The organism is uncultured Flavobacterium sp., assembly GCF_963974175.1.
Classification (GTDB): domain Bacteria; phylum Bacteroidota; class Bacteroidia; order Flavobacteriales; family Flavobacteriaceae; genus Flavobacterium.
Window position 1 is genome coordinate 70,413 of sequence record NZ_CAXBBR010000012.1, and the last position, 22,004, is coordinate 92,416.

The following is a 22,004-nucleotide window of genomic DNA, read 5'->3' on the forward strand; positions in this document are numbered from 1 at the left end:
TATGGAAATTAAATTTTTTCAAGCTGAATGTGGAGATGCTGCAAGCTTAAGGTATCTTGGCACTGATAATAAATATCATAATATTTTTATTGATGCAGGTTATGAAAGGACTTTTCGTCATGTATTAGAGAAAGAAATTCAAGAAATCACAAATAGAGGAGAACAAATTGATATATGGATTATCTCACATATTCACGATGATCATATTGGTGGAATAATAAAGTATATTGATACTATTAATGATGGTGAATATAAAGAAATCGTAAATCAGTATTTTTATAATCCACCGAAAGGTTATGATTTCAATCCATCAACAAAGAGTGCAAGTAAATTTGCCAGTATTGGACAAGGAGATTTATTATATGAGTACTTAAAATCGAATAATAAGTTATTAAATATTGACATTACAAATTCAATGGAACCAGTTGAATTGTTTGGATTAAAAATAACGATTTTGTCACCATCTCCTCAAAAATTAGATAACTTAAGATTAAAATATCCTTTAGATAGCACAAAATCATTTGAAAGAGAAGAAGATGAAAAAATAAGTTACGCAGTAGCACCACAACAAAACGACTACAAAATGCTTATCAACGATTTTACTTTGGATAAATGGAAAGAAGATGTTTCGGTTGAAAATGGAAGTAGTATCTCTGTACTTACAGAATTTAATAATAAAAAAATACTTTGGTTAGCAGATTCTCATCCCACTGATATTGTAAATTCATTAGAAAATCTTGGGTTTAATGAGGATAATAAAATAGTATGTGATTGGGTTAAAGTTACTCATCATGGCAGTAAAGGAAACAATAGTGATGCACTTTACAGCTTAATTGAATGCAACAACTATTTCTTTAGCGTTAATGGCGAAAACAACCATAATCTGCCATCGAAAGAATGTATTGCGAGAATATTAAAGAATGATCGGCGTCCAGTAAATTCTAAATATAAATTTCATTTTACTTATGATAATGAAATCCTGAGAAGTATTTTCAAGAATGAGAATAGTAGTATTTATGCAGAGTATAATTTTGAAGTATTTTATGGAATAGAGAAATATTTAAAATTTGACGTTGTATAAATAAGATAACAATTTAAGATTCTAAAAAATATCGGGGAATTTAAACAAACTCCCCAATATCAAAATCTTCCAAATCATTTTTGTGCAAAATAGAAGAACCAGAATCCGTCTCTGAAGAAAGTGTACCGTCTAGCAGCTTGGCTATTTTTTGAGAAGCATCTTCGATAGAATTTTCCAATAGGTCGAATAATTCGGTTCCTTGTATTTTCTGAAGTAGTACTGTCGCTGTTTCCTTTTGAGAGGGTCTCATTTTCTCTTTTTTTAACAACTTTTTTACAGTGCTTAATTCTTCAAAGGTAACCCCTTGGGCAAAACCATTATCGCCATCGGATCGTCCATAACTATTCCAATCTTCTTCCTCATTCTCAAAATCAGGTACATTCCCAAAAACTTCATCCAGCTCTTCTTGTGGAATTTGTAATTCGACTTTATCTTCGTCGATTTCTATATCAAAATTACCATTATAATGAACCTCTTTTTGCTCTTGTCTGTCATAGGGCTTCTTTGGCACGCAAAGGCTTCTTTGAGGCTTAGGCTGCCCCATAATATCAGGTAGATTCGAATTGACTTTCTCTTGCCTTGGCTTTTGCTTATGATATTTTCCTATGACAATTTTATCCTTTGCCAAAAGGAAAATGATGATGAGTAAACAAATTACAATTACAGTTTCCATGCTATTTAGTGTTATACATTAATTAAAAAATCGGCTTGTTTCTCTCATTAAAAAATTCCTGAATTTCGGTTCCAAAATCATTAAAATGCTGTTCTAAAATGTTATCGATATAGGAATACAAAGTTGTTTTCTCTTCCCTTGTCAATTGAACAATTCGAAGGAGCCGTTCGTGGTATTCAGGTCTTATGTACACCACTTTACCACTACGCCCAGACGGGTATCTGTTGGTAAGAAATACTTCTTCATAATTCCGTTTCCTTGGAGTGCTTACACGAATTTTCTCTTTAGGCTTATTTTCCTTAGCTTCGATACTTTGACTTGTGTTTTTATCGTTGTTGATCGCTTCATCCCCGCTCATAATATTCATGAGGTAATCCTCATCTACAACTGGTTTTTGAAAACCCTTATGCTTTTTATCAGATTCCATACAAGAAAAGATTTAGGAGTTTATGATTTTCAGAAATTCATTTACAAAAAGATCTAGCTTAGTTATCTTCATCAAATTAGGCTCAGCAGCAAGCAAACTAGATCTAAAAATATAATTACTAGTATCATCCGTTTCCTTGCGGAAACGCTTACTATCCATTATTCTTGACTCCATTATAGAAAGACCCAATTCTTCTATTACACTTTGATAGGACTTATACAAACTAGTCTTCTCCCTCCTATCTACTTGGTTCCAAAACAACCAAAACTTTAAGTTCTTGTTGCCTCCATCTGTTTCTGGAAGTTGCAAAAATGCTTTGGCAAAGCCTAAAGTGCTTTCTACTACCAAACGATCGGCAGTAATAGGAGAAAAGATAAAGTCCATTGCTTTCAAAGTTGTCAAAACACCTTTAGTGTTGGCAGTTCCTGGAAGATCAAACAAAATAATATTCCAATCACTATTCGATTGCTCTATATATTCTGACGCTTTTTCTAGCGCATTCTCGGCCTTACAGCGAATGACAGGAAATGCTTTTTTATCAATCGTCTGAAATTGCTTCATTGCCGCTCTCTTATGATATTCATTTTGCATCACCGTTTTAAGATCTCTGTCTCTCATATTGCCGAGACTATGCTGCGGAAAATCACAGTCTAAAACCAGTACATTAAATCCCAATCGATAATGAAGCACACTAGCCAACAAAGTTGTCATTGTAGATTTCCCTACTCCACCCTTTTGAGTTGAGAAACTAATTTTTAAAGTTTTTTTTATTGTTTCCATTACTTATAATTTTAAAGTTATCTATTTACTAAATTGTTTTGCTGTACAGCAGCGTGCCTTCTTATATTTCTATACAAGGTTCTGCCCTATTTATTTACTTTAAGTATGTGCTTATTTACAATTGTAGACTCATACAATTTCCAACAGCTATGCCTTGTTTATTGATAATAGGTACGCTCATTTGTTTTACTACTTTTATGCTTTTATAGTTGCATAGTTGTACAACTGTATCGTTTTATACTTTACTATTTTACTAAATACTTGCTTACTCCTGCACCTTGGTATTTGTGTTTGAAATTGGATATAGAGTCATTTATAAATATCCTTTTACAACTTTGAAACAAAGAAAGCTGGTAACTCCAGAACATCTCAGAATAAGGAATACATTGGCGTTCAATGGCAATGTTTGGCAATACTTACTACTACACCATTCTAAAAATCAATGATTTACTTTGTTAAATAAGTAAATAAATTAAAAAATGAAAGGCTCAAATCTATATTTGAATAAGAACAGGAACGGCTTAAAGCCGTTTTTCCCTGCTTTATTAAATCTGTCCCGAAGGGCAGATTATCTGTTCACCAGAACAGAGCAAGTTGTGTTTTGAGGCACTCGAAATGAATTCCGTGCCTCAAAACAACTTGCCCTTGCAGGTGCTTAAAACTCCCTCCGAAGTCGGGGTTTTCTAAAAATTAAAATTAGAATGATGATGGAGAATCAACAAAGCAAAAATCAACATAAAGGCGGTAGGAATCCTAAAAAGGATCCTAGCATCCACCGTTATGTTTTTCGATTAACAGACCAGGAAAATGCTAAATTCCTTTCTCTTTTTGAAGCTTCAGGAGCGGATAATAAAGCGCTATTTATCACTTCTCTCTTATTTGAAAAGCAAATAAAAACGGTAAAAGTAGATCTAGCAGCAATGGATTATTACATGCGCTTAACCACTTTGTACGGTCAGTTTCGTGCTGTTGGTGTTAATTACAATCAAATTGTTAAGATATTGTACCGTAATTTTTCTGAAAAGAAAGCCGCAGCCTATCTCTTTAAATTAGAGAAACAAACGATCGAGTTGGCTCAATTATGTCGTGCCATCACTCATTTAACGGAAGAATTCGAATTAAAACATTTGAAAAAAGAAGAGAAATGATAGCAAAAATTGGTCGTGGATCAAATATAATTGGTGCACTTTCTTATAATCAACTTAAAGTAGATCAAGAAAATGGATCAATAATAGCGACTCATAGAATAAGAGAAACAGTCAATGGACAATTTACTGTTAACCAATTATACCCTTCATTCGAACCGTATTTAATGGCAAACAAGCGAACAGAGAAACCTGTTTTGCATATCTCTCTAAACCCCAACCCAAAAGATAGTGTAAGTGATGAAGACTTTAAAAAAATCGCACAAGACTATATGGAACTGATGGGCTATGGAGACCAACCTTATGTCATTTTCAAGCATACCGATATTGAACGAACTCACATTCATATCGTTTCGATCTGCGTTGATCGTTACGGAAAAAAGTTATCTGATTCCTATGAGAAATTACGTTCCATGAATGCGTGCCGTGCATTGGAGCAAAAATATCAATTACTTCCTGCAACTGAACAGAATCAAAAACCGAAGGAAGTAATTTTTAAACCAGTTGATTATAAGGAAGCCAATGTAAAAAGTCAAATAGCATCGGTAATTCGACATCTGCCAAAGTATTATCAGTATCAAAGTTTAGGAGCTTATAATGCACTACTTTCTCTTTTTAATATTACCGCTGAGCAAATAACCGGAGAAATACACGGTCAGTCTAAGCAAGGACTTGTTTATTTTGCAGTGAAGGAGAAAGGAGAAAAGGTAACTAATCCTTTCAAATCCTCTCTTTTTGGAAAACAGGCTGGTATGGATAGTTTGCAAAATCATTTCGAACAATCTAAAGAGAAAATGAAAACAGCACCTGCTAAAGAAATCCTGAAAAATTCGATAGAAGTTGCCATGCACACCACGAATAATGAAAACGATTTCAAGAAGCAACTAGTTGATCAGGGAGTAAACACCATTGTTCGAAGAAATGATCAAGGTCGTATATACGGAATGACTTATATTGACCATGAATCGCGCACTGTTTGGAATGGATCCCAATTAAATAAAAATTTATCTGCCAACGTTTTTAATGATTTATGGAAAAATGGAGGGACTCAAAAAGTTCAGAATGAGAGACAGAATACCAAAACAATTTCATCCACAGCTAGTAAAAATGAATCCTCGCCAGAAACAGAAAAACCACATGCTCTTTTTGATTTTCTTGATGGAAATTATTCAACCCATTCTATACCTGACTTTGGACTTATAACAAGCCTTGGAACTTTACTACCAATTACTCAAGGTGAAGATTATGAAGAGCTAATATTTGCTAATCAAATAAAGAAAAAGACAAAACGCAACAATCATCACGGAAAGAAATAGTTTAGCGAGACAACCAACGCCAACTGATGCCAGCGAAAGTCAATTGACTTAGGTTCTTTTACGTTCGATCTACTTTCGCTCGTTACATTTTTAACTTTTCGATTATGCAAGGAGAAGACGATTTAAGAGGACTCGCCAAAATAATGGCTTTCATGCGCGCTGTAAGTATCCTTCTAGTACTCATGCACTTTTACTGGTTTTGTTATAGTTTTTTCTTAGAAAAGGGTTGGACGCTACAAATCATTAACAAGATCCTAGGCAATTTTCAACGGACTGCAGGTCTATTCTCTCACACCATCTACACCAAAATTTTTGCTTTGGTATTGTTAGCATTAAGCTGTTTGGGAACAAAAGGAGTCAAAAACGAAAAAATTAGCTGGTCTAAAATATCCATTGCCTTAATCGTTGGATTTATACTTTTCTTTCTCAACACACCATTGCTGAAGTTGTCTGATGGTACAGCGATTTCTTTATACATATTCACTACGTCAGCCGGCTATATTTCGTTAATGATGGCTGGAGTTTGGATCAGTCGACTATTGCGTACCAATCTTATGAGCGATGTTTTTAATAATGAGAATGAAAGTTTCATGCAAGAAACCAAATTGATGCAAAATGAATATTCCGTTAATCTGCCAACCAAATTTTATTACAAAGGCAAATGGAATGAAGGATGGATTAATGTGGTAAATCCATTTCGAGCTTCCATAGTTTTAGGAACACCTGGATCTGGAAAAAGTTACGCCATTATAAACAACTATATAAAGCAGCATATCGAAAAAGGATTTTCGATGTACATCTACGATTTCAAATTCGATGATCTTTCTACTATTGCGTATAATCATTTACTAAAACACAGCGATAAATATACCGTTAAACCAAAAATCTATATTATCAACTTTGACGATCCTAGCAGAAGCCATCGTTGCAATCCAATCAATCCAGATTTTATGACTGACATCTCAGATGCTTATGAATCAGCCTATACCATTATGTTGAATCTTAACCGCAGCTGGATACAAAAACAAGGCGATTTCTTTGTGGAGTCTCCCATTATATTACTAGCCGCTATTATTTGGTTCCTGAAAATTTATGACAATGGAAAGTACTGCACGTTTCCACATGCCATTGAATTGCTCAACAAGAAATATGTTGATGTTTTTACCATCCTTACTTCCTACCCTGATCTCGAAAATTATTTATCTCCGTTTATGGATGCTTGGCAAGGTGGCGCACAAGATCAATTGCAAGGACAAATCGCTTCCGCAAAAATTCCCTTGTCACGAATGATTTCACCTCAACTCTATTGGGTGATGACGGGAGATGACTTTTCGTTGGACATCAATAATCCGGATGAACCTAAAATTCTTTGCGTGGGAAACAATCCCGACAGACAAAATATTTACTCTGCTGCCTTGGGTTTGTACAATTCGAGAATCATAAAACTAATCAATAAGAAAGGAAAATTAAAAAGTTCGGTGATAATTGATGAGTTGCCAACTATCTATTTTAGAGGATTAGATAATTTGATTGCCACAGCTAGAAGTAATAAAGTAGCTGTATGTTTGGGGTTTCAAGATTATTCGCAATTGACACGTGATTATGGTGATAAGGAAAGTAAGGTCATTCAGAATACTGTGGGTAATATCTTTAGTGGTCAGGTTGTTGGAGAAACGGCCAAAAGCTTATCAGAAAGATTTGGCAAAGTATTACAGAAACGCCAGAGTTTAACGATCAATCGAAATGACAAATCAACCTCAATATCTACACAACTAGACAGTTTGATACCAGCATCAAAAATCTCCACGCTTACTCAAGGCGTGTTTGTGGGAGCAGTTTCAGATAACTTTGACGAACGTATTGAACAGAAAATTTTCCATTCTGAAATTGTGGTAGACAATGAAAAAGTAACGGCAGAAACGAAAGCTTATAAACAAATACCCGTTATTTTATCTTTCGTTGATGAACATGGCGAAGATCAAATGAAAGTCGAAATTGAGGCTAATTACAAACAGATTAAGCGTGATATTGTTCTTATTATAGAAAGTGAATTGGAACGCATTAAAAACGATCCTGATTTGCAACATTTGGTGCAAGAGGGTTGAAATCAATTACCCTAAATAGAATAAACCTTTATTCAATGTTTGTTATTATGTACATATTTGCTTTTTTTGTTCATATTAATGAACATTTATACAAATGAGTGCGAAAAAGCAGGTCTTATTCCCCAAGGACCAACTCCTTTTAAAGTATTCCTGACATTTAATTTTGTATGTTTCACTAAATTTAGTTGTACGTTTTCTTTCGTTTTTTTTTTTTAATAACTCCAAACTATCAAAAAAATTAAACCCGGATTAAATAACTTAAATTATTTTACGGGTTTTATCGTGAAATTTATCCCACTACACGAGAGGTGTTGTAAATCAAATAAAATCTAATTCCCTACAAGTATAATCTTCCATTTTTGATACTGGTAATTTACCTCGTTTATTTATTACCTCAGTGATAAATTTATTACATCTTTCAAGGCTGAAGTAGCCAGTTTTTAATGCATTACACAGGAAGTCCATAGTTGTCAAATACTCAATTTTATGTAAATTGCAATATAGTTTGATATCTTTTAGATTACTACTTGCTATTATGTTGTTAGTATATCTGACATAAGCTAAACATGCACTCTCACCTTCACCCTTTAACATTAATTTTTTAATATGAAAATACTCTTTTTTAATTTCATTATTAGACTCAGGAAACGGTTCAATTTTCAAAATTCGTTGATTAACTAGATTATCTATCTGAGTTTTCCACGTCAAATTATCCTTTAATTCATTATACACTTTGTCTAAGACTCTAATTTCATAATCAAAAACTGCATTTAGTGAATATACCTCTCCCGCCTTAATAAAATGCGAAACTACATCAGCATCAATCAAGATGATTTTATCATTATTCTTCTTCGCCATTGATAATAATTTGTAGTTCCTGTTCAGTCAGTCCTAAATCTTTTAACAACGTATAATAATATGTTTCGGATATTTTCTCTTTCTCATATAATTCATATGCTAATTCACCATAATTACCTAGTACAAGATTATTATTACCATTTGAGTATAAACTAGTATTGTACCCATGCTGTAAAGCACCGTACTTAATACTAGTTCTATATTTCTCACTAAATTGCTTTGTTATAATCCCAAGTTCTATAAGTCTATATAATAAAGCGGCTCTTGAGCAAGAATAATAATGTTCTATTTTTAAAATTGTTTTAAGCGAAATTTTATCTTTATTTAGTTCATCATCAGGTATAAGAGCTTTAACTCCAGATTCAGGTAATAATAAAACCGCAGCAAAATAATCCGCATTAAATTCCTCTTTATCTTTTTTATCAAATCTCCCTGTTTGACAAATCATAGTATTAAATTCTTTTTGAATAAATAAATGGTACAACTCATGGGAAATTGTAAAATGTTGCTTTCCTAAACTATGATCGCTATTAATTAGCATAAATCTAGTAATAATATTATCTTTTTGTATTTTCAAAGCCATACCAGAAAAATCAGCTCCTAGCGGCTTAAAAACAGTAATTACATCTAGATTAGTTAGCATACTTTTCAGACGTATTGGATCATTGGCACCAAATCCATTTTTTTGTCTAAAAGAAATTGCTTCTTTTTCTACTATTATATTATTCATTACAAATGGATTCTTTCATTTTTAAATAATTCATTGCAATTTTTTTAAAAGATGCAATAGTTTTTAAATCTTCTACTTTCAGCTCATTTGCTCTAAAGGCGAAGGCTAGATTTGTATTTATTTTTGCGGCATCTTCTTCATAAAAGTCATACTCATCTACAGAAAACAGTTCGGCAAGTTTGGTTAAATTATCAGTCGACACGGGAGTTGTTCCATTTTCATATCTAATAATCTGCATTCTACTTAATCCTAAAAAATCTGCCAAATCGCCTTGTGTTAAACTTATCTTATCTCGTAGTAGTTTAATATTATTGCCTATAATTGCATCCATAATTAAGTTTTTAGTGTTGCAAAATTACGGTTTTTTATTAAATTAAAATAAAAAGTAACATTAAAATTTTTATAATAATTAAATGTAGACTGTTAAATATCACCAATAATTCAGTCTCACTCCAGTCATTCACTCTGCTCCGTTCGGCTGCTACCGTCGGTATGTCATCATGATTAAGGTGTAAACAAAATCTCTTTTTCGGCATACCTACCCTTCGCAGGCACTTCACAGCCCATAAAAAAACAGCAACTTAAAAATAAGCAGCTGTTTATTTTAGGCTGTTACGTTCCTCAGCTCCGCACGTTCATTCCTTCCGTTCGGTCAGGCTTATATAAGCAGAATAAAGCTTCATTGCTTTACGCTCCGTTCCTACGCTCCACTGCATTCCAGCCCTATCCTGCTTATAGCCTTCCTTTATATAATTTGAGTTGGTACTCAAATCTCTTAGATTCATCTTTTCTGCGAGAATTGCAGATTCAGTAATAGTTACTTTTTAGTAAAACAAGCAGAGATCCATTAACTAATTTATTTCCTTTTCTTCTTTTGGGGAAATATAAAAGAGGTCTCTCCTCCTTCATCCAGAGCTATAAAAGCATCGAATTTCTTGCCTGATTTACTTGTCATTCCTTTTAAGAGACTGGTTCTTCCTTTCGTTAGTAGTGCCTCCAAATCCACAAGGCTGAGTTGGATGCCGCAAATATTTCGAAACTGAACCCAATTACATTTTTCGTCCCTGCATTTTACCAACTTGTCCCGAATTATCAATTTTTGGACCTTACATTTCGGACAAAGTAGCTCCGGTTGTTGCTCTGCCTCTACTCCTAAATCGAGTATTTCTTGCGTTAAAGACTTTGTATAAATTTCTATTTCTTTCTGGAAAATTGCTAAACTAGATTCCTTATTCTCTATTTTTTGCAAAGCTAGTTCCCAGTTTGCAGTCAACACTACATTGGCAATATTTTTGTCCTTTACCAATTCATAGACCTTTAATCCTTTTTCAGTCGGCAGTAGTGATTTCTTATCGCGTTTGACATATTCCCTATTAAAAAGTGTTTCAATAATGGCTGCTCTAGTAGCTGGGGTACCAATTCCTACGCCTTGTATTATTTTGCGCTCCTGCTCATTTTTAATCTGATTCCCTGCGTTCTCCATTGCAGATAACAAGCTTGATTCCGTATAAATAATTGGTGGTTTGGTTTTCTTTGCTACTATTTTTGCTGTCTTAATCTTAACTTCATCACCAATTTTTAGTACTGGCAATTCTTGAATTAAATCTTTATTCTCATCAATAAAATCACCTTTGATAAATCTCCAACCTGCATCCAAAATTTTAACTCCTTTTAAGGCAAAATCATAGTGTGCAACTTGCAGTAGAATGTTCGTTATTTCTTTAGTAAAAACCGGAGAAACTGACTCTAATAATCGATTGGCAATCATTTCGTAAATTGCTTTTTCCTTGGCGGATAAAGCCGATGGTATTTTATCCGTGATTAATATACCATGATGATCGGTTACTTTTAAATCGTTGACAATCCTTTTATTCAAACGATTTAATCTCACTTTAGCAACTACAGCTTTGAATTTCTCAGTCTCATCCATTATCCTTATCAACTTAGGGATTTCTTCCCACATGTCTTCAGGAATATATTTACTCCCAGTACGTGGGTAACTAATGAATTTCTTCTCATAAAGACTTTGAGCAATATTGAGTGTTTCTTCAGCTGTTAGACTTAACCTTATGTTAGCTTCCTTCTGCAATGCGGTAAGATCAAATAATAATGGTGGTTGCTCATTAACAGTTTTAGTTTCTGTGTCCATTACTGAAGCCTTTCCATGCTTATGTAACGTTTTCAATACATACTCAGCCTTTTTACCTTCATCCCATTTAAGTGTAGAAAGACTTTTAAAATCAACATACTCTTTGTTATGTTCTAATTCAATTTGCCAATATTCTTCAATTTTGAATGATTGGTTTTCTAAAAAACGTTTACAAATTAGTGCTAATGTTGGAGTTTGAACCCGACCCAACGAAAAAACACCACTACCGCTCGTTACAGTTAGTGCTTGCGACGCATTGATTCCTACTAACCAATCTGCACGGCTCCTTCCTACTCCTGCATCATGTAAACCATCATAGTCTTTTCCTGATTTCAAGTTCTCAAATCCTTTAAGGATAGCCTTTTCCGTTAATGAACTAATCCACAATCGTTTGAAAGGTTTAGAGCAGTTTAAATATTCATAGATGTACCGAAAAATAAGCTCGCCTTCTCGTCCTGCATCGGTAGCCACAATAATACTATCGCAGTTTTTGAATAGTTGATCAATAGTATTTAGTTGTTTCAATGCCCCAAGATCACGAATATAAGTCTTGTCTTTTTTCATTTTAAGTACTGTCAATAAGAATGGATTAGGCAGTATAGGCAGAGCCTCTCTTTGAAACCCACTAATTCCATAATCTTCCGGCATTGCTAAAGACACTAAATGCCCGAACGCCCAGGTTACCTGATACCCATTTCCCATCAAGTAACCTTCTTTCTTTTCTGTAGCTCCTAACAAGAGAGCAATCTCCCGAGCTACACTTGGTTTTTCTGCAATTACTACTTTCATCTGAACAAGTCTTTAGAGTAATTACATTTTTCGACCTTTAGATTTAGCAGCTACTTTGGGTTTCTCTTGTAGTTGTTGCTGCTTTTCAGTTTCAGGGCTATTCTGCTTGCTTTTCAAAGGCTCTTTACTATTTTTAGTCGACTCGTTGGTTTTACCTTCTGAATTGACAGCAACTTGTGTTTTACTTTCCTCTTTTGGTAGTGCTTTCTCTTTTAGCTTATTGGGATTGTCAAAAGAAAAATCGGTTTTTCCTGTATCTTTATCGAATGTGATATAACCTTGGTATTCTTTGCCTTTCTTATCAACCAATCCGCTTACATACACGGTCTGTCCTTCTTTGAATTTTCCAAATTGCGCAGTATCCAATTCTTTTCCTCGAAAAGCTTTTGGAACTTCAATATCTTGCTTTTCTAGTTGCCTGTTGGCAGTTCCTCTATCGAATAAAAACTCAACGTATCGCTTGTCTGCATTAAACTGTACAGAAGCATTAAATGGCTCTCCCTTTTTAGAAATCATACCTTCAATATACAAAGATTTACCTTCTGACAAAGTCATTTTTTGTTGATCATCAAGCTTAATGCCTTTGATTTCTTCTGGAATTTTAATGAGGGTTGTTCGAAGTGCAATAAGTTCATTTGTTAACTTGTCGATACTTATGATTGATGGAATTGTTTCCCCTGTTTTGGGATTTGTCAAGTCAACTACTCGCCCCATATTTCCATTTTTTAACAAATTATCTTTGTCTTTCTTTGTAAATTCATGACCAAAGAATTTAAAATGCAGTTGAGGTTCTTTTCGAATTCCGTGAATTGCCAATACTACTTGCCCATCTTCTTTTGCTTGCAGCGAAAGCCTAGCATCCATTTTAGTGATTGAAGTCCCTAAATCAAGAGTAACAGGAATTAATTCATTTGTTTTGTAGCCTTTGAGCAAAGGTTCTAGGACATTCATTTTTTCAAGTCGTTCTTTAGTTAATCCGAGATTAGACATTGATTTCCAATCGATTTGTTCTAATTTGTAACGGTTTTCCGTTTCCATTGTTGATTTTGTTGTTTCCATAGTATTCTTATTTTCTTGTTTATAATTTATTTTTATTTCATTTTTGGCTGCTATTTTTTCTACATCTTTGTTAAGATTTTTAATCGCTTTTTTTATTTCATTAGCTACAGCTATTGCTTGCTGTGCTGAAAAACTAAAAAAGGGAAAATGGGTAGGATCTTTAAATTGATGGTAGAAATTGGTAAAAAAATTAGTAAACAGATCTCCGTGTTTGTCTATACGTATAAACTGGTTTTCATTCTTTTTTTTAGGCATTACCGTTTGTAGCTCTTGATCCTTTCCAATATCCCTAACTACATCAATTTTCTTTTTTTTGTATCAAGTACTAGTAAGACATCCGAAAATTGTTCTGAAAATTCTGGTCTATCAATAGGTTGTTCGTTCATTACGACAGTATTTAAAATTTCATTACCCGAAAATAATGGGACAAGAACCTTCCAATCAAATAATGACTTCAACTGGCTTGACTTGTCCTATTTTGTCTTTACATCTTTCAAAGGGTGCATTAAAACTATCCCGTATAAATTGATGAACATCTGATAGTTTATAATAGATCTTGCCGCTAATTGTATAGTAAGCCAGTTTACCTGAAGATCTATACCGCTGTAAAGACCTATTACTGATTTTTAACATTTGAAGGACGTCTTGATTATCTAGCAATTCTTCTCCATCAATATTGTTTCTACTTTTTTGGACATCATTAATTTGATCATTCATTAAATCAAATCGTTCCATGATACGTTCCATCCAACTTATAAATTCCATTCTATCGATATTCATATAGATATGTTTTAATCATTTATACAAAGTTGGAAAACATTTGTACTATATTTTGCCAAGGTTAGCCAATTGAAAAGAAGATTTTTGAATTTCTAAAAAACATATAGTTAATTGTTTTTCAGATGATTACGTTATTATTTTGCACGATAAGTTTTATGCAGAGCGAGCTTTACCAATGGGTATATATGGGTAGCTATTATAAAAAAAGCAGTATTTTAAAACACTGCTTTTAAATGAGGTAAGAATATAATTATTTATAAATCTTTATCCATATACTGCTCTAAAGAAGATTTGAGTTGGTCTAAAAATAAAGTGCGATTACCTGCACGGTCTTTCATCCGATGAAATGCATGATGAATATCTCCCAATTGGACACGAAATAATAGCTGAAAAATTAAACTGATTTTACGGATTCCGACCTTACCATTAGAAATTGCTCCGGATGCGTAAAGGGCATAAATCAATTCTATCACTGCATTTTTGGATTCTGTCCAGAAAACATCTTTGGTGGATTCGGCATTCTGTAAAGTCATACCCGGCTTGTCTACGGGATTTATTTTGATAATCAGATAATTATAAAGCAGTTCATCCGCTATAATACGGGAAACTTTGTAATCATAATAAGTAGAAAATTGGGTATCAACTTCAAAGATAAAACTGTTAAGGCCCGTATTAAGATTTATCTTCCCCAATTTAAAAAAATCGTGGTCCCTGTCAGTTCGTCCAGAACGATAATACCGGTAAAAATCGGAATTGCAAATATGTTCCTTATATTCCTGCTTTAGCTGCTGTAATTCACTGGAAAAATATTTATAATACATTTTTCCAGTACTCACTGGACAAGAGGTTTCTATTCTGTACATCTTGTTGTAATAGATTAACTTACCCAGTATTTGCGGTTTTATGATTCTGAAGAATTCAATTTCTTCAGAATCATCTGTAAAATGATGCTCCAAAACATGGTTTTTCATACCTGATAATAAATCCTGAAGGAATTTAGTCATACGACAGGATTCGTCTATTACATGCACTGATTCCAAACTTATTTCCTGTTCTTTTTTCAGTATACTGTAGAGAGCATCTTTATAAGTGGACTGCATCATACTGACAATATTAAAGTGAATAAGTAATCCATTTATGTCCCATCTTTTAAGTTTGGTAATGTTTTGTTCATAATGTTATTCCGCTACATATCTTTCCTAGTGTCACTTCGTTTGCTTCAATAATTTCATTTCAGACAATATTGTGGCTGTCTCACAACACGTGAAATAGCCTCTTATTTCATTTTTTGCTCTAGTTCACTGTAAAGCGGATCCGAAATATATGACTTTGAAAGTGGAAATTGTGCACCATAATTGTTGATGGCTGCTATTGCAGCCTCTTTCAACCGAATGTCTTGTTCGAGTCCCAAGTAACCAGTTGTACCAAAATGAAACACTTCTTTTCCTTTAATTTTAATTGTCCTACCTGTCAATATTTTGTGTTCAGCATATAGATGTAGTACTCCTTCTTTTTTTGCTCCTGATAAAACCTCATCGACTGTGTCTATGAAATTATTGTGCTTAATTTTTGCCATTTTTTTAATTTTAAATTGTTCCTGTCCAAAATTTGATGAAATTTTAGAGCCTGTTCGAGATTGTTTATTGAATAAAATTCTAAATAAAAATTTAATCGCCGACATTTACTTTTAAAAAAATCCTTATATGATAACTAATACTCCCGAAATGATAATTTTTATAGTCAGTTAGTTTTAATTGCACTATTTTTCTCTAGCTTTTATAATTTTATACTATTTTTTTTACTAAATTGTCTCGTTTTATTGTAAAATCATTGTAAAATGAGATATAATCATCATGAGAATGAGTTTGCCAAATTCTGGATTCGTGACGACATTCTGTTTGTTGAATATAAACCTAATGTTGTTATCAATTTGGCTTCTGCCCAGCGTATTGTAGCCGATCGAGTTATGGTGCAAAATGAAAAAGCATACCCTGTTTTTTGTGATATAAGAGGTTTAGTGGATTCAGATAAAGCCGCTAGGGATTATTTGTCTCAATCTGGTTCTATTTTAACCAAAGCAGTAAGTCTAGTAGTTCATCAGAGCATTTCTTTAATTTTGACTTCTTACTATCTTAAAATCTGCAAACCAAGTGTCCCAACAAAACTATTTACGGATGAGGCGGCTGCTTTGGCTTTTTTGGAACCCTATATTTAATATTCTAATTAACTTTTTTCTAGACTATTTTATTTAAAGCCCAACTATTATGCAACAGGAAATCAATCAACAGCGAATTCAAAATATGTATCAGATGCTTCTTGAGATGGCGGCAGGTAATTTTACAAATCGCATTCAGCGTACCGAGCAAGACGATGAATTGGAGGCACTAGTTATGCTCATTAATATGGTTGCAGAAGAAATGAAGGAATCTGTTTTTCACTCAGGTTTTGTGAATCCTCATTATACCCATACCCATCTTGTTCAAATTACTTTTATTCTGGATGCTGATTTTGTTATTCGAGACTATATTTCCACTGTTCCCAAGGTGTTAGGATTTTCGCCTGATGCTCTCCAAAATAAACATTTCAGTAGTATACTTTCGCAGAAATCCTTGCCAATATGGAATCGTGTTACAGCAGCATTACTTCAGGATACTACCTACAATAATACCGAACAGCTAATTTATAATAGCCAAGAGCAATTGCTTGTCCCTTGCTTTTGCACTATTTCACGACTGATACACGATACCTCTATTCTAGTTAGTGCCGTTATTACCGTTATTGCCGATCCTATCGCTGCTGAAACTTTAGTTTCCGATGATGATCCCGATTTGCATGGAGGACTCAGTAGCTATAATGATGTACAATTGATGCAACATGTTTATGATTACATTTTAGTGCATTTGGATTCACCATTGCCTTCCATGAAAGAACTTTCGAGGATTTTTGGAACCAATGACAATAAACTGAAATCTGGATTTAAACATTTATTTAAAACGAGTATTTACCAATTTTATGCTACTGAACGGCTAAAAAGAGCTCATCTTTTGATCCAACAAACGACCATACCTCTAAAAAGCATTGCTTTCATGGCTGGATTTCCGATCTATCCTAATTTTTCAAGAGCTTTTAAAAAACGATTCGGCTATACCCCAATGGACATTAAGAGAAGGCTTTCGGGTGTTTTATTATGGATAGTGAGTTCTGCTTTGTGGGATGTGGGGGTTTGAGCTGTCGGTTTTAGGTTAAGGGTTTGGGTTATTATCGGCTATGAGTTTTGCCCTTCGACTTCCCTCGGTATTAATTTCTAGGATGTGAAGGAAAGAGGTATTAGTGAAAAAATATGCGAAACGCTCCGTTATTTAAAAAACTCCTTTTTGGGTAACTAAAGCTCCCAAATTGATAACGCTTTTTTCTTTCTTTTTTCGGAATTTTATATCGGATTAAATTTAAAGTTTAGCGATATGAAATTACGTGCCACCACCCAAAGTATTCTTCTCAATAGTATCTGCCTGCTATATGTTTTATTGTTTGTTTATGCAGCAGTAAGTAAACTACTAGATTTTGAAAACTTTCAAGTACAGCTGGGACAATCCCCTTTGGTGAGTGCCTTTGCAGGATGGGTTTCATGGGGCGTTCCAGTCATTGAACTGCTTATTTCGATTTTTATTGTTATTCCTCGTTTTCGGATTGTAGCACTATATGCGGCTTTCAGTCTCATGGTACTGTCTACTGCCTATAACTTTATTGTTCTGAATTACAGTTCTTTATTCCTGTGGAGGAATTCTTGAAAAGCTAGGATGGAATCGTGTCTCTCCAAATGTGCCATGTACAGAACTGAGAATGTGTAACAATGTCGGCAGTACTATTTGTACTCTTTCAGGTGTACAGGCTTTTGAAAAAGTAGGTGCGAACTGCACAAAAGAGCTGTACCACAAAAATTAGTTGTTCTTTTTGAAACTTTTTTAAAAACAATGCAGGCTTAAAAACGGCCTGCATTGTTATTTTATCTTGTGCCATTTACGATCCATTTTGCTTCTGATTTATCCTTTAGATAGTAATCAAACCACTCCTCGATACGACGTGTAAGATCCTTTTGATGTGATCTATCGTAAATTACATGGCGGTCACTTGGGTATACTAACATAATTTCTTTCTTGTTGCATCTTTGTAATGCAAGATAAAAAGCAATACTTTGATAATAATGTATTTGTCTGTCTTCTTCACCAGTCCACAATAGTAAGGGCGTATTTACTCTATCTGCATGTACCACAGGTGAGTTTCGGTCATAACCATCCTTATCCTCAAAAAGTGATTTATTCATACGAAGCTGCTGGCTTTCATAGCGCCAGATTTCGGCCGAACCTAAAGGCCAGCCAATTGAAAGATAATGACTCCTAAGATCAGATATTCCAGCACCCGATACTGCCGCTGCAAAAAGGTTAGTTTGGGTAATAATAAAATTGGTTTCATAACCTCCAAAGGAATGTCCTGTCAGTCCAATCTTATCAGAATTTACTAATCCTCTTCTGATGACTTCTTTCGTTGCGGCAATAGTACAATCCGCTGCAGATAGACCTGGATTTCCCATTTCGTATTCAATATCTGGAAGCAATACAAAGTAGCCTTTGGCGGTCAGATTCGCAATATTGAATCCTTCCATATTGAATTGTGATGGATTAAAATAACGATGTAGTCTGTCAAATAGTTTTTCATATATATGCACTACCATCGGATATTTTTTTTCTGGATTATATGCCGCGGGATAGAACAAAACTCCATTTAACTTTGTGCCTTTTGAATTTCTATAGTGAATGGCTTCTGCTTTTCCCCAGAGATAATTTTTATGTTGATAATTACTCTGTATCAGGATATTTACTTTATCTTTTTTACTATTTTTTATTTTTAACGATGGAGGTCGGTCAAAATCTTCTTCCTGATAAACGTAGACATCGCTACCCTCGGCTATAGCCAAATTTGAAATAAAGCCTGTGCCCCAAGCTATGGGATACATTCCTTTTTTTCGATCTAATATAAAATATCCATTATCTTCTTTAGCTGTTGCCTCCAGAAGCAAATTGTTAACATCAATTGCTAAACCTGTAAACCCATCAAAATTACTTTTACGACTTAAATCGATTCCAGGTCTTTTAACTCTATAACTAATCCCTTTTTCCATGCCAAAAGTAATTCGTTGACAAGAAGATCCATTGGTTGTAATTTCCCATAGATCATACTGATCACGTAATACTATAGTCTGTCCATCAAGACCCCATCCTTCAACACCAAAGGAGGTTGGTTCCCCGTTTTCTTCACTTAATAGTGCTAGGTTCATTTTTTTAGTGACGTTCGTGTAAGTACCAGCTGAAAAACTGTAAATCCACCAGTTTCCGTTCGTGAAATAGGCAGCATATTTGCCATCTGGAGAAATGCTCAAATTATTCATATCTACAGATTGGTTTTCAAGCCACAACCTAGTTTTACCTGACTTAAGTTCTGTTAGGAAAAAATTTGTATTCGGATACAGCTTGTATTGTAGTTCCCGATCCGTCGGATTAAAGGTTATGGCGTATTCCTGCTTCCCATCTAAAACAACAAATGGTTTATCATCACTGGCAATTTGAATAAAGCTGTTTTCACGTGGCCACCACGCGGCAAGTTTGGCAATGATTTCCCAATCGCGGTATTCTTTTCTTTGTGGATAAAGACGCTTGTCATTGCCATTCCAAATTTGCACTTCATTATCTGCATATTCTCCTGTCGGTATTTTTTTTGTCAAGCCAAAAAAGATCTTGCTACCATCATCTGAAATAGTAAGTCTGCTTTCATATCCATTAGCTATGCGAAGGTCATCAGGAAAGTTGTTTATTCTTTCTGGCTCAAAATGATACATTTTTTGCTCTTTCAATGTGTAATAAAAAACGGTATTTCTTTCATTGCCAGAAACAGCATCCCCTGAGTGTTGCAGGAAAGCAAAGCTTTGTCCATTGTTCTGCCAGACCATGTTTGTAAATGTGCCAGCGTTATCCTGAACAATAATCTTTTTTGCTATTAAATTGCGCATCGTTATCTGAACAATGCTATTGTTGTTACCCTCTGTTACTGAACACAGCATAGTATCGCCTGCAGGATTTAATTTATAACTACTAACACCAATAATACTGTCAAGTATTTTACCATTGGTATCCCTTATGCAAACCCAATTTACGGAAGCAGCCCTGTTTTGTGTTATCAGAAACTTACCATTTGTAGTAAATAAAAAGGACGTTACACTCGGAATAAATTTTCTTGAAGCCGTTTCCATATTGAGCAACTCAAGTCCTTTTCCAGGAACCAAACAGGCAAACTGTGATTCTTTATTAAAAGTTCCATTGGTACCCTCCGGAAATTTATAGGTTATCGTGGCAACAGCATTTCTTACGAACAGTGTATCCGGATGCTCGTCGTAATCCATTCGATAGCTTACCCAATTTCCAAGGTCTGAAATTTTATCAAAATATAATGTTCCCCAGAGGTGGTAATCTGCCTCGGTTACCGGTGCTTTTGGCTGAACCTGTCCGATTACTGGACAGGTAACCAACCAAAAAAATACATATAAAGCCAATTTAGGCGGTAACACCTCCCGTATCCCTAAGTGCTTGTTGCAGGACTTGATGTGTTGCAGCAAGAAACTATTTTGTATCTGATTCATTTAATAGCCTGGATTTTGAGGTTTGAGGTATGGATTTACCTGAAGTTCCGATTGCGGAAGCGGCCAAAGAGAATCATTGCTGTTCCAGCCCAGTTTATTGCCAAGTACTGCATCAAGTTTGCCAGTGCGTTTTAGGTCGAAAAACCGCTGTCCGTGTTCGGTGAAAAATTCCAGCCTTCTCTCTTTAATTATTGCATCTACGATGTCACTTGCGTTATCAGCGGAGGTATCAGTTAGCCCCGCAGTGTGTCTAATTTTATTCAAGTCTTGTTTTGCGCCAATCAAGTCTCCTTGTTGCACCCGTGCCTCGGCGCGGATCAAGTATTGTTCCGCAAGGCGAAAAATTATGGAGTATTCAGTTGTTGCTCCGGTATCTGTCTTCTCTTTATATTTGAATGCATGATACCAAGTATCGCTACCGTCTGTCACTGCTAGTGTCCAATGGCTTTTCCGCAGATCTCCTGCTGTAAAAGATGACATTAACGCATTAGTAAGTGCGACAGTTGGCGGCGGTCCTGAGGAAAAAATAAACACCATACCTTCTTCAGTATTGTGCCCTTCGTAGGCAGGCGCCAATTGCCAGATGGTTGTGGTGCTTTCCTTCAGGAAAATATTATCGAGGTTTTCATCCCAAACATAAAGCGATTCATTGTTCAGAACTGCAGAAGCCATATTAGAAGCCTCTGACCAAGCACCAGTATACAAATATACACGAGCCAGTAAAGCCTGTGCGGTAGCTTTGTTTGGACGCACCCTGTTTGCACTTACATAATCTTGGGGTAACAAGTCAATTACTACTTTCAGGTCGGCTATGACTTTATTGTACACCTCAATTGTTGTCATCCGGGTTGCCACGCTATTTGCTTTATAGTCATTAGTTGCAACATAAGGGACATCACCAAAAATATTGACGAGATAGAAATGATTTAGCGCACGTACAAAAAGTGCCTCACCCTTCAATTGGCTCTTGTCAGCTACTGCGAGGGCAATAGAATTATCTACACCATTAATTACTGCATTTGCGGCATATATTTGATTGTAAGCGGAGTTCCACATTGAAGAAATAAGAGCATTTGATGCCAGTATTGAATTATTATAAAATGGCTCAGACGAATAGGATCCAGTTTCATAGGCTATTAGTTCATCACTATAGTTCCCCATCAGATTACCAATGCCGGAAAGCTTGCCCGTTATTATGCCATTTTCCCTTATTTGTGCATAAATATCGGTCATTGCAGCCTCAGCAGTGGCTTTGCTCTCAAATACCGCACTAGAGGTTAGTTGCGAATTGGGTTGGTCTGTATCCACGAAGCTATCACAGCTAAATAGGATGCCGCACAATGCAACAAGCCAAGCTGAGAATAACATAGTTTTGTTTCTCTTTACGAAAATGTATATTTCTTGGTTCATAATACTATTTTTTA

20 protein-coding genes are annotated in these 22,004 nt (G+C 34.8%); 7 read left to right on the plus strand and 13 right to left on the minus strand.

Translation table 11 applies throughout. The annotated features are described in order from the left end of the window. Window position 1 precedes the first annotated feature (1 nt). Window positions 2–1,081, plus strand: coding sequence for an MBL fold metallo-hydrolase (locus AAC069_RS15555; protein WP_339921356.1), 1,080 nt, complete (start codon window positions 2–4; stop codon window positions 1,079–1,081). A 40-nt stretch (window positions 1,082–1,121) separates the two neighbouring features. On the opposite strand, the gene AAC069_RS15560 is transcribed toward AAC069_RS15555, so the two are convergent. From AAC069_RS15560 to AAC069_RS15570, 3 genes are read right to left on the minus strand one after another with little or no spacing between them, the layout of a single operon-like run. Next, window positions 1,122–1,754, minus strand: a complete 633-nt coding sequence (locus AAC069_RS15560; RefSeq protein ID WP_339921357.1) for a conjugal transfer protein TraD — start codon at window positions 1,752–1,754, stop codon at window positions 1,122–1,124. A gap of 22 nt (window positions 1,755–1,776) precedes the next feature. Next, window positions 1,777–2,181 carry a DUF3408 domain-containing protein gene (locus AAC069_RS15565; protein WP_339921359.1) on the minus strand — a complete coding sequence of 135 codons (405 nt, stop codon included), beginning with the start codon at window positions 2,179–2,181 and terminating at the stop codon, window positions 1,777–1,779. A 12-nt stretch (window positions 2,182–2,193) separates the two neighbouring features. After that, window positions 2,194–2,961, minus strand: a complete 768-nt coding sequence (locus tag AAC069_RS15570; RefSeq protein ID WP_339921360.1) for an AAA family ATPase — start codon at window positions 2,959–2,961, stop codon at window positions 2,194–2,196. 704 nt (window positions 2,962–3,665) lie between these two features. Between AAC069_RS15570 and mobA the strand changes: the two genes are divergently transcribed. The 3 genes from mobA (at window position 3,666) to mobC (ending at window position 7,527) form a co-directional block, all read left to right on the plus strand. Beyond that, a complete protein-coding gene (mobA, locus tag AAC069_RS15575; protein ID WP_339921380.1) occupies window positions 3,666–4,109 on the plus strand; it encodes a conjugal transfer protein MobA in 444 nt (147 codons plus the stop codon). Further along, window positions 4,106–5,422 (plus strand): conjugal transfer protein MobB, encoded by a 1,317-nt coding sequence (mobB, locus tag AAC069_RS15580; protein WP_339921361.1) that lies wholly within the window; start codon window positions 4,106–4,108, stop codon window positions 5,420–5,422. Before mobA ends, mobB begins: the two co-directional genes overlap by 4 nt. Before the next feature lie 104 nt (window positions 5,423–5,526). Beyond that, on the plus strand, window positions 5,527–7,527 hold the full coding sequence (gene mobC / locus AAC069_RS15585) for a conjugal transfer protein MobC (RefSeq protein ID WP_339921362.1): 2,001 nt from the start codon (window positions 5,527–5,529) through the stop codon (window positions 7,525–7,527). 318 nt (window positions 7,528–7,845) lie between these two features. Here the strand turns inward: mobC and AAC069_RS15590 are convergent, their stop codons facing one another. The 8 genes from AAC069_RS15590 to AAC069_RS15625 form a co-directional block, all read right to left on the minus strand. After that, window positions 7,846–8,385, minus strand: a complete 540-nt coding sequence (locus AAC069_RS15590) for a hypothetical protein (protein WP_339921363.1) — start codon at window positions 8,383–8,385, stop codon at window positions 7,846–7,848. After that, complete coding sequence (locus AAC069_RS15595; protein WP_339921364.1) at window positions 8,369–9,115, minus strand: ImmA/IrrE family metallo-endopeptidase; 747 nt, start codon at window positions 9,113–9,115, stop codon at window positions 8,369–8,371. The genes AAC069_RS15590 and AAC069_RS15595 overlap by 17 nt, the downstream gene beginning before the upstream one ends. Then, complete coding sequence (locus AAC069_RS15600; protein ID WP_339921365.1) at window positions 9,108–9,446, minus strand: helix-turn-helix transcriptional regulator; 339 nt, start codon at window positions 9,444–9,446, stop codon at window positions 9,108–9,110. The genes AAC069_RS15595 and AAC069_RS15600 overlap by 8 nt, the downstream gene beginning before the upstream one ends. A gap of 525 nt (window positions 9,447–9,971) precedes the next feature. After that, window positions 9,972–12,053: a DNA topoisomerase gene (locus AAC069_RS15605; RefSeq protein ID WP_339921366.1), complete on the minus strand. Its 2,082-nt coding sequence runs from the start codon at window positions 12,051–12,053 to the stop codon at window positions 9,972–9,974. A 21-nt stretch (window positions 12,054–12,074) separates the two neighbouring features. Next, window positions 12,075–13,367 (minus strand): DUF3945 domain-containing protein, encoded by a 1,293-nt coding sequence (locus AAC069_RS15610; protein WP_339921367.1) that lies wholly within the window; start codon window positions 13,365–13,367, stop codon window positions 12,075–12,077. 186 nt (window positions 13,368–13,553) lie between these two features. Further along, window positions 13,554–13,892 (minus strand): helix-turn-helix domain-containing protein, encoded by a 339-nt coding sequence (locus AAC069_RS15615; RefSeq protein ID WP_007139588.1) that lies wholly within the window; start codon window positions 13,890–13,892, stop codon window positions 13,554–13,556. 254 nt (window positions 13,893–14,146) lie between these two features. Next, window positions 14,147–14,995, minus strand: coding sequence for an RteC domain-containing protein (locus AAC069_RS15620; protein ID WP_339921369.1), 849 nt, complete (start codon window positions 14,993–14,995; stop codon window positions 14,147–14,149). Between the two features lie 173 nt (window positions 14,996–15,168). Then, window positions 15,169–15,468 carry a hypothetical protein gene (locus tag AAC069_RS15625; protein WP_339921370.1) on the minus strand — a complete coding sequence of 100 codons (300 nt, stop codon included), beginning with the start codon at window positions 15,466–15,468 and terminating at the stop codon, window positions 15,169–15,171. Window positions 15,469–15,729: 261 nt separating this feature from the next. On the opposite strand from AAC069_RS15625, the gene AAC069_RS15630 reads away from it, so the two are divergent. From AAC069_RS15630 to AAC069_RS15640, 3 genes are all read left to right on the plus strand, one after another. Further along, a complete protein-coding gene (locus tag AAC069_RS15630) occupies window positions 15,730–16,107 on the plus strand; it encodes a hypothetical protein (RefSeq protein WP_339921371.1) in 378 nt (125 codons plus the stop codon). 49 nt (window positions 16,108–16,156) lie between these two features. Beyond that, the gene (locus AAC069_RS15635; protein ID WP_339921372.1) at window positions 16,157–17,119 is read left to right on the plus strand and encodes an AraC family transcriptional regulator; all 963 of its coding nucleotides are present in this window, start codon (window positions 16,157–16,159) and stop codon (window positions 17,117–17,119) included. A 234-nt stretch (window positions 17,120–17,353) separates the two neighbouring features. Beyond that, the gene (locus tag AAC069_RS15640) at window positions 17,354–17,680 is read left to right on the plus strand and encodes a MauE/DoxX family redox-associated membrane protein (protein ID WP_339921373.1); all 327 of its coding nucleotides are present in this window, start codon (window positions 17,354–17,356) and stop codon (window positions 17,678–17,680) included. Window positions 17,681–17,895: 215 nt separating this feature from the next. On the opposite strand, the gene AAC069_RS15645 is transcribed toward AAC069_RS15640, so the two are convergent. Beyond that, window positions 17,896–20,580 carry a prolyl oligopeptidase family serine peptidase gene (locus AAC069_RS15645; protein WP_339921374.1) on the minus strand — a complete coding sequence of 895 codons (2,685 nt, stop codon included), beginning with the start codon at window positions 20,578–20,580 and terminating at the stop codon, window positions 17,896–17,898. Continuing rightward, window positions 20,581–21,990 carry a RagB/SusD family nutrient uptake outer membrane protein gene (locus AAC069_RS15650; RefSeq protein ID WP_339921375.1) on the minus strand — a complete coding sequence of 470 codons (1,410 nt, stop codon included), beginning with the start codon at window positions 21,988–21,990 and terminating at the stop codon, window positions 20,581–20,583. Window positions 21,991–22,004: the final 14 nt, after the last annotated feature.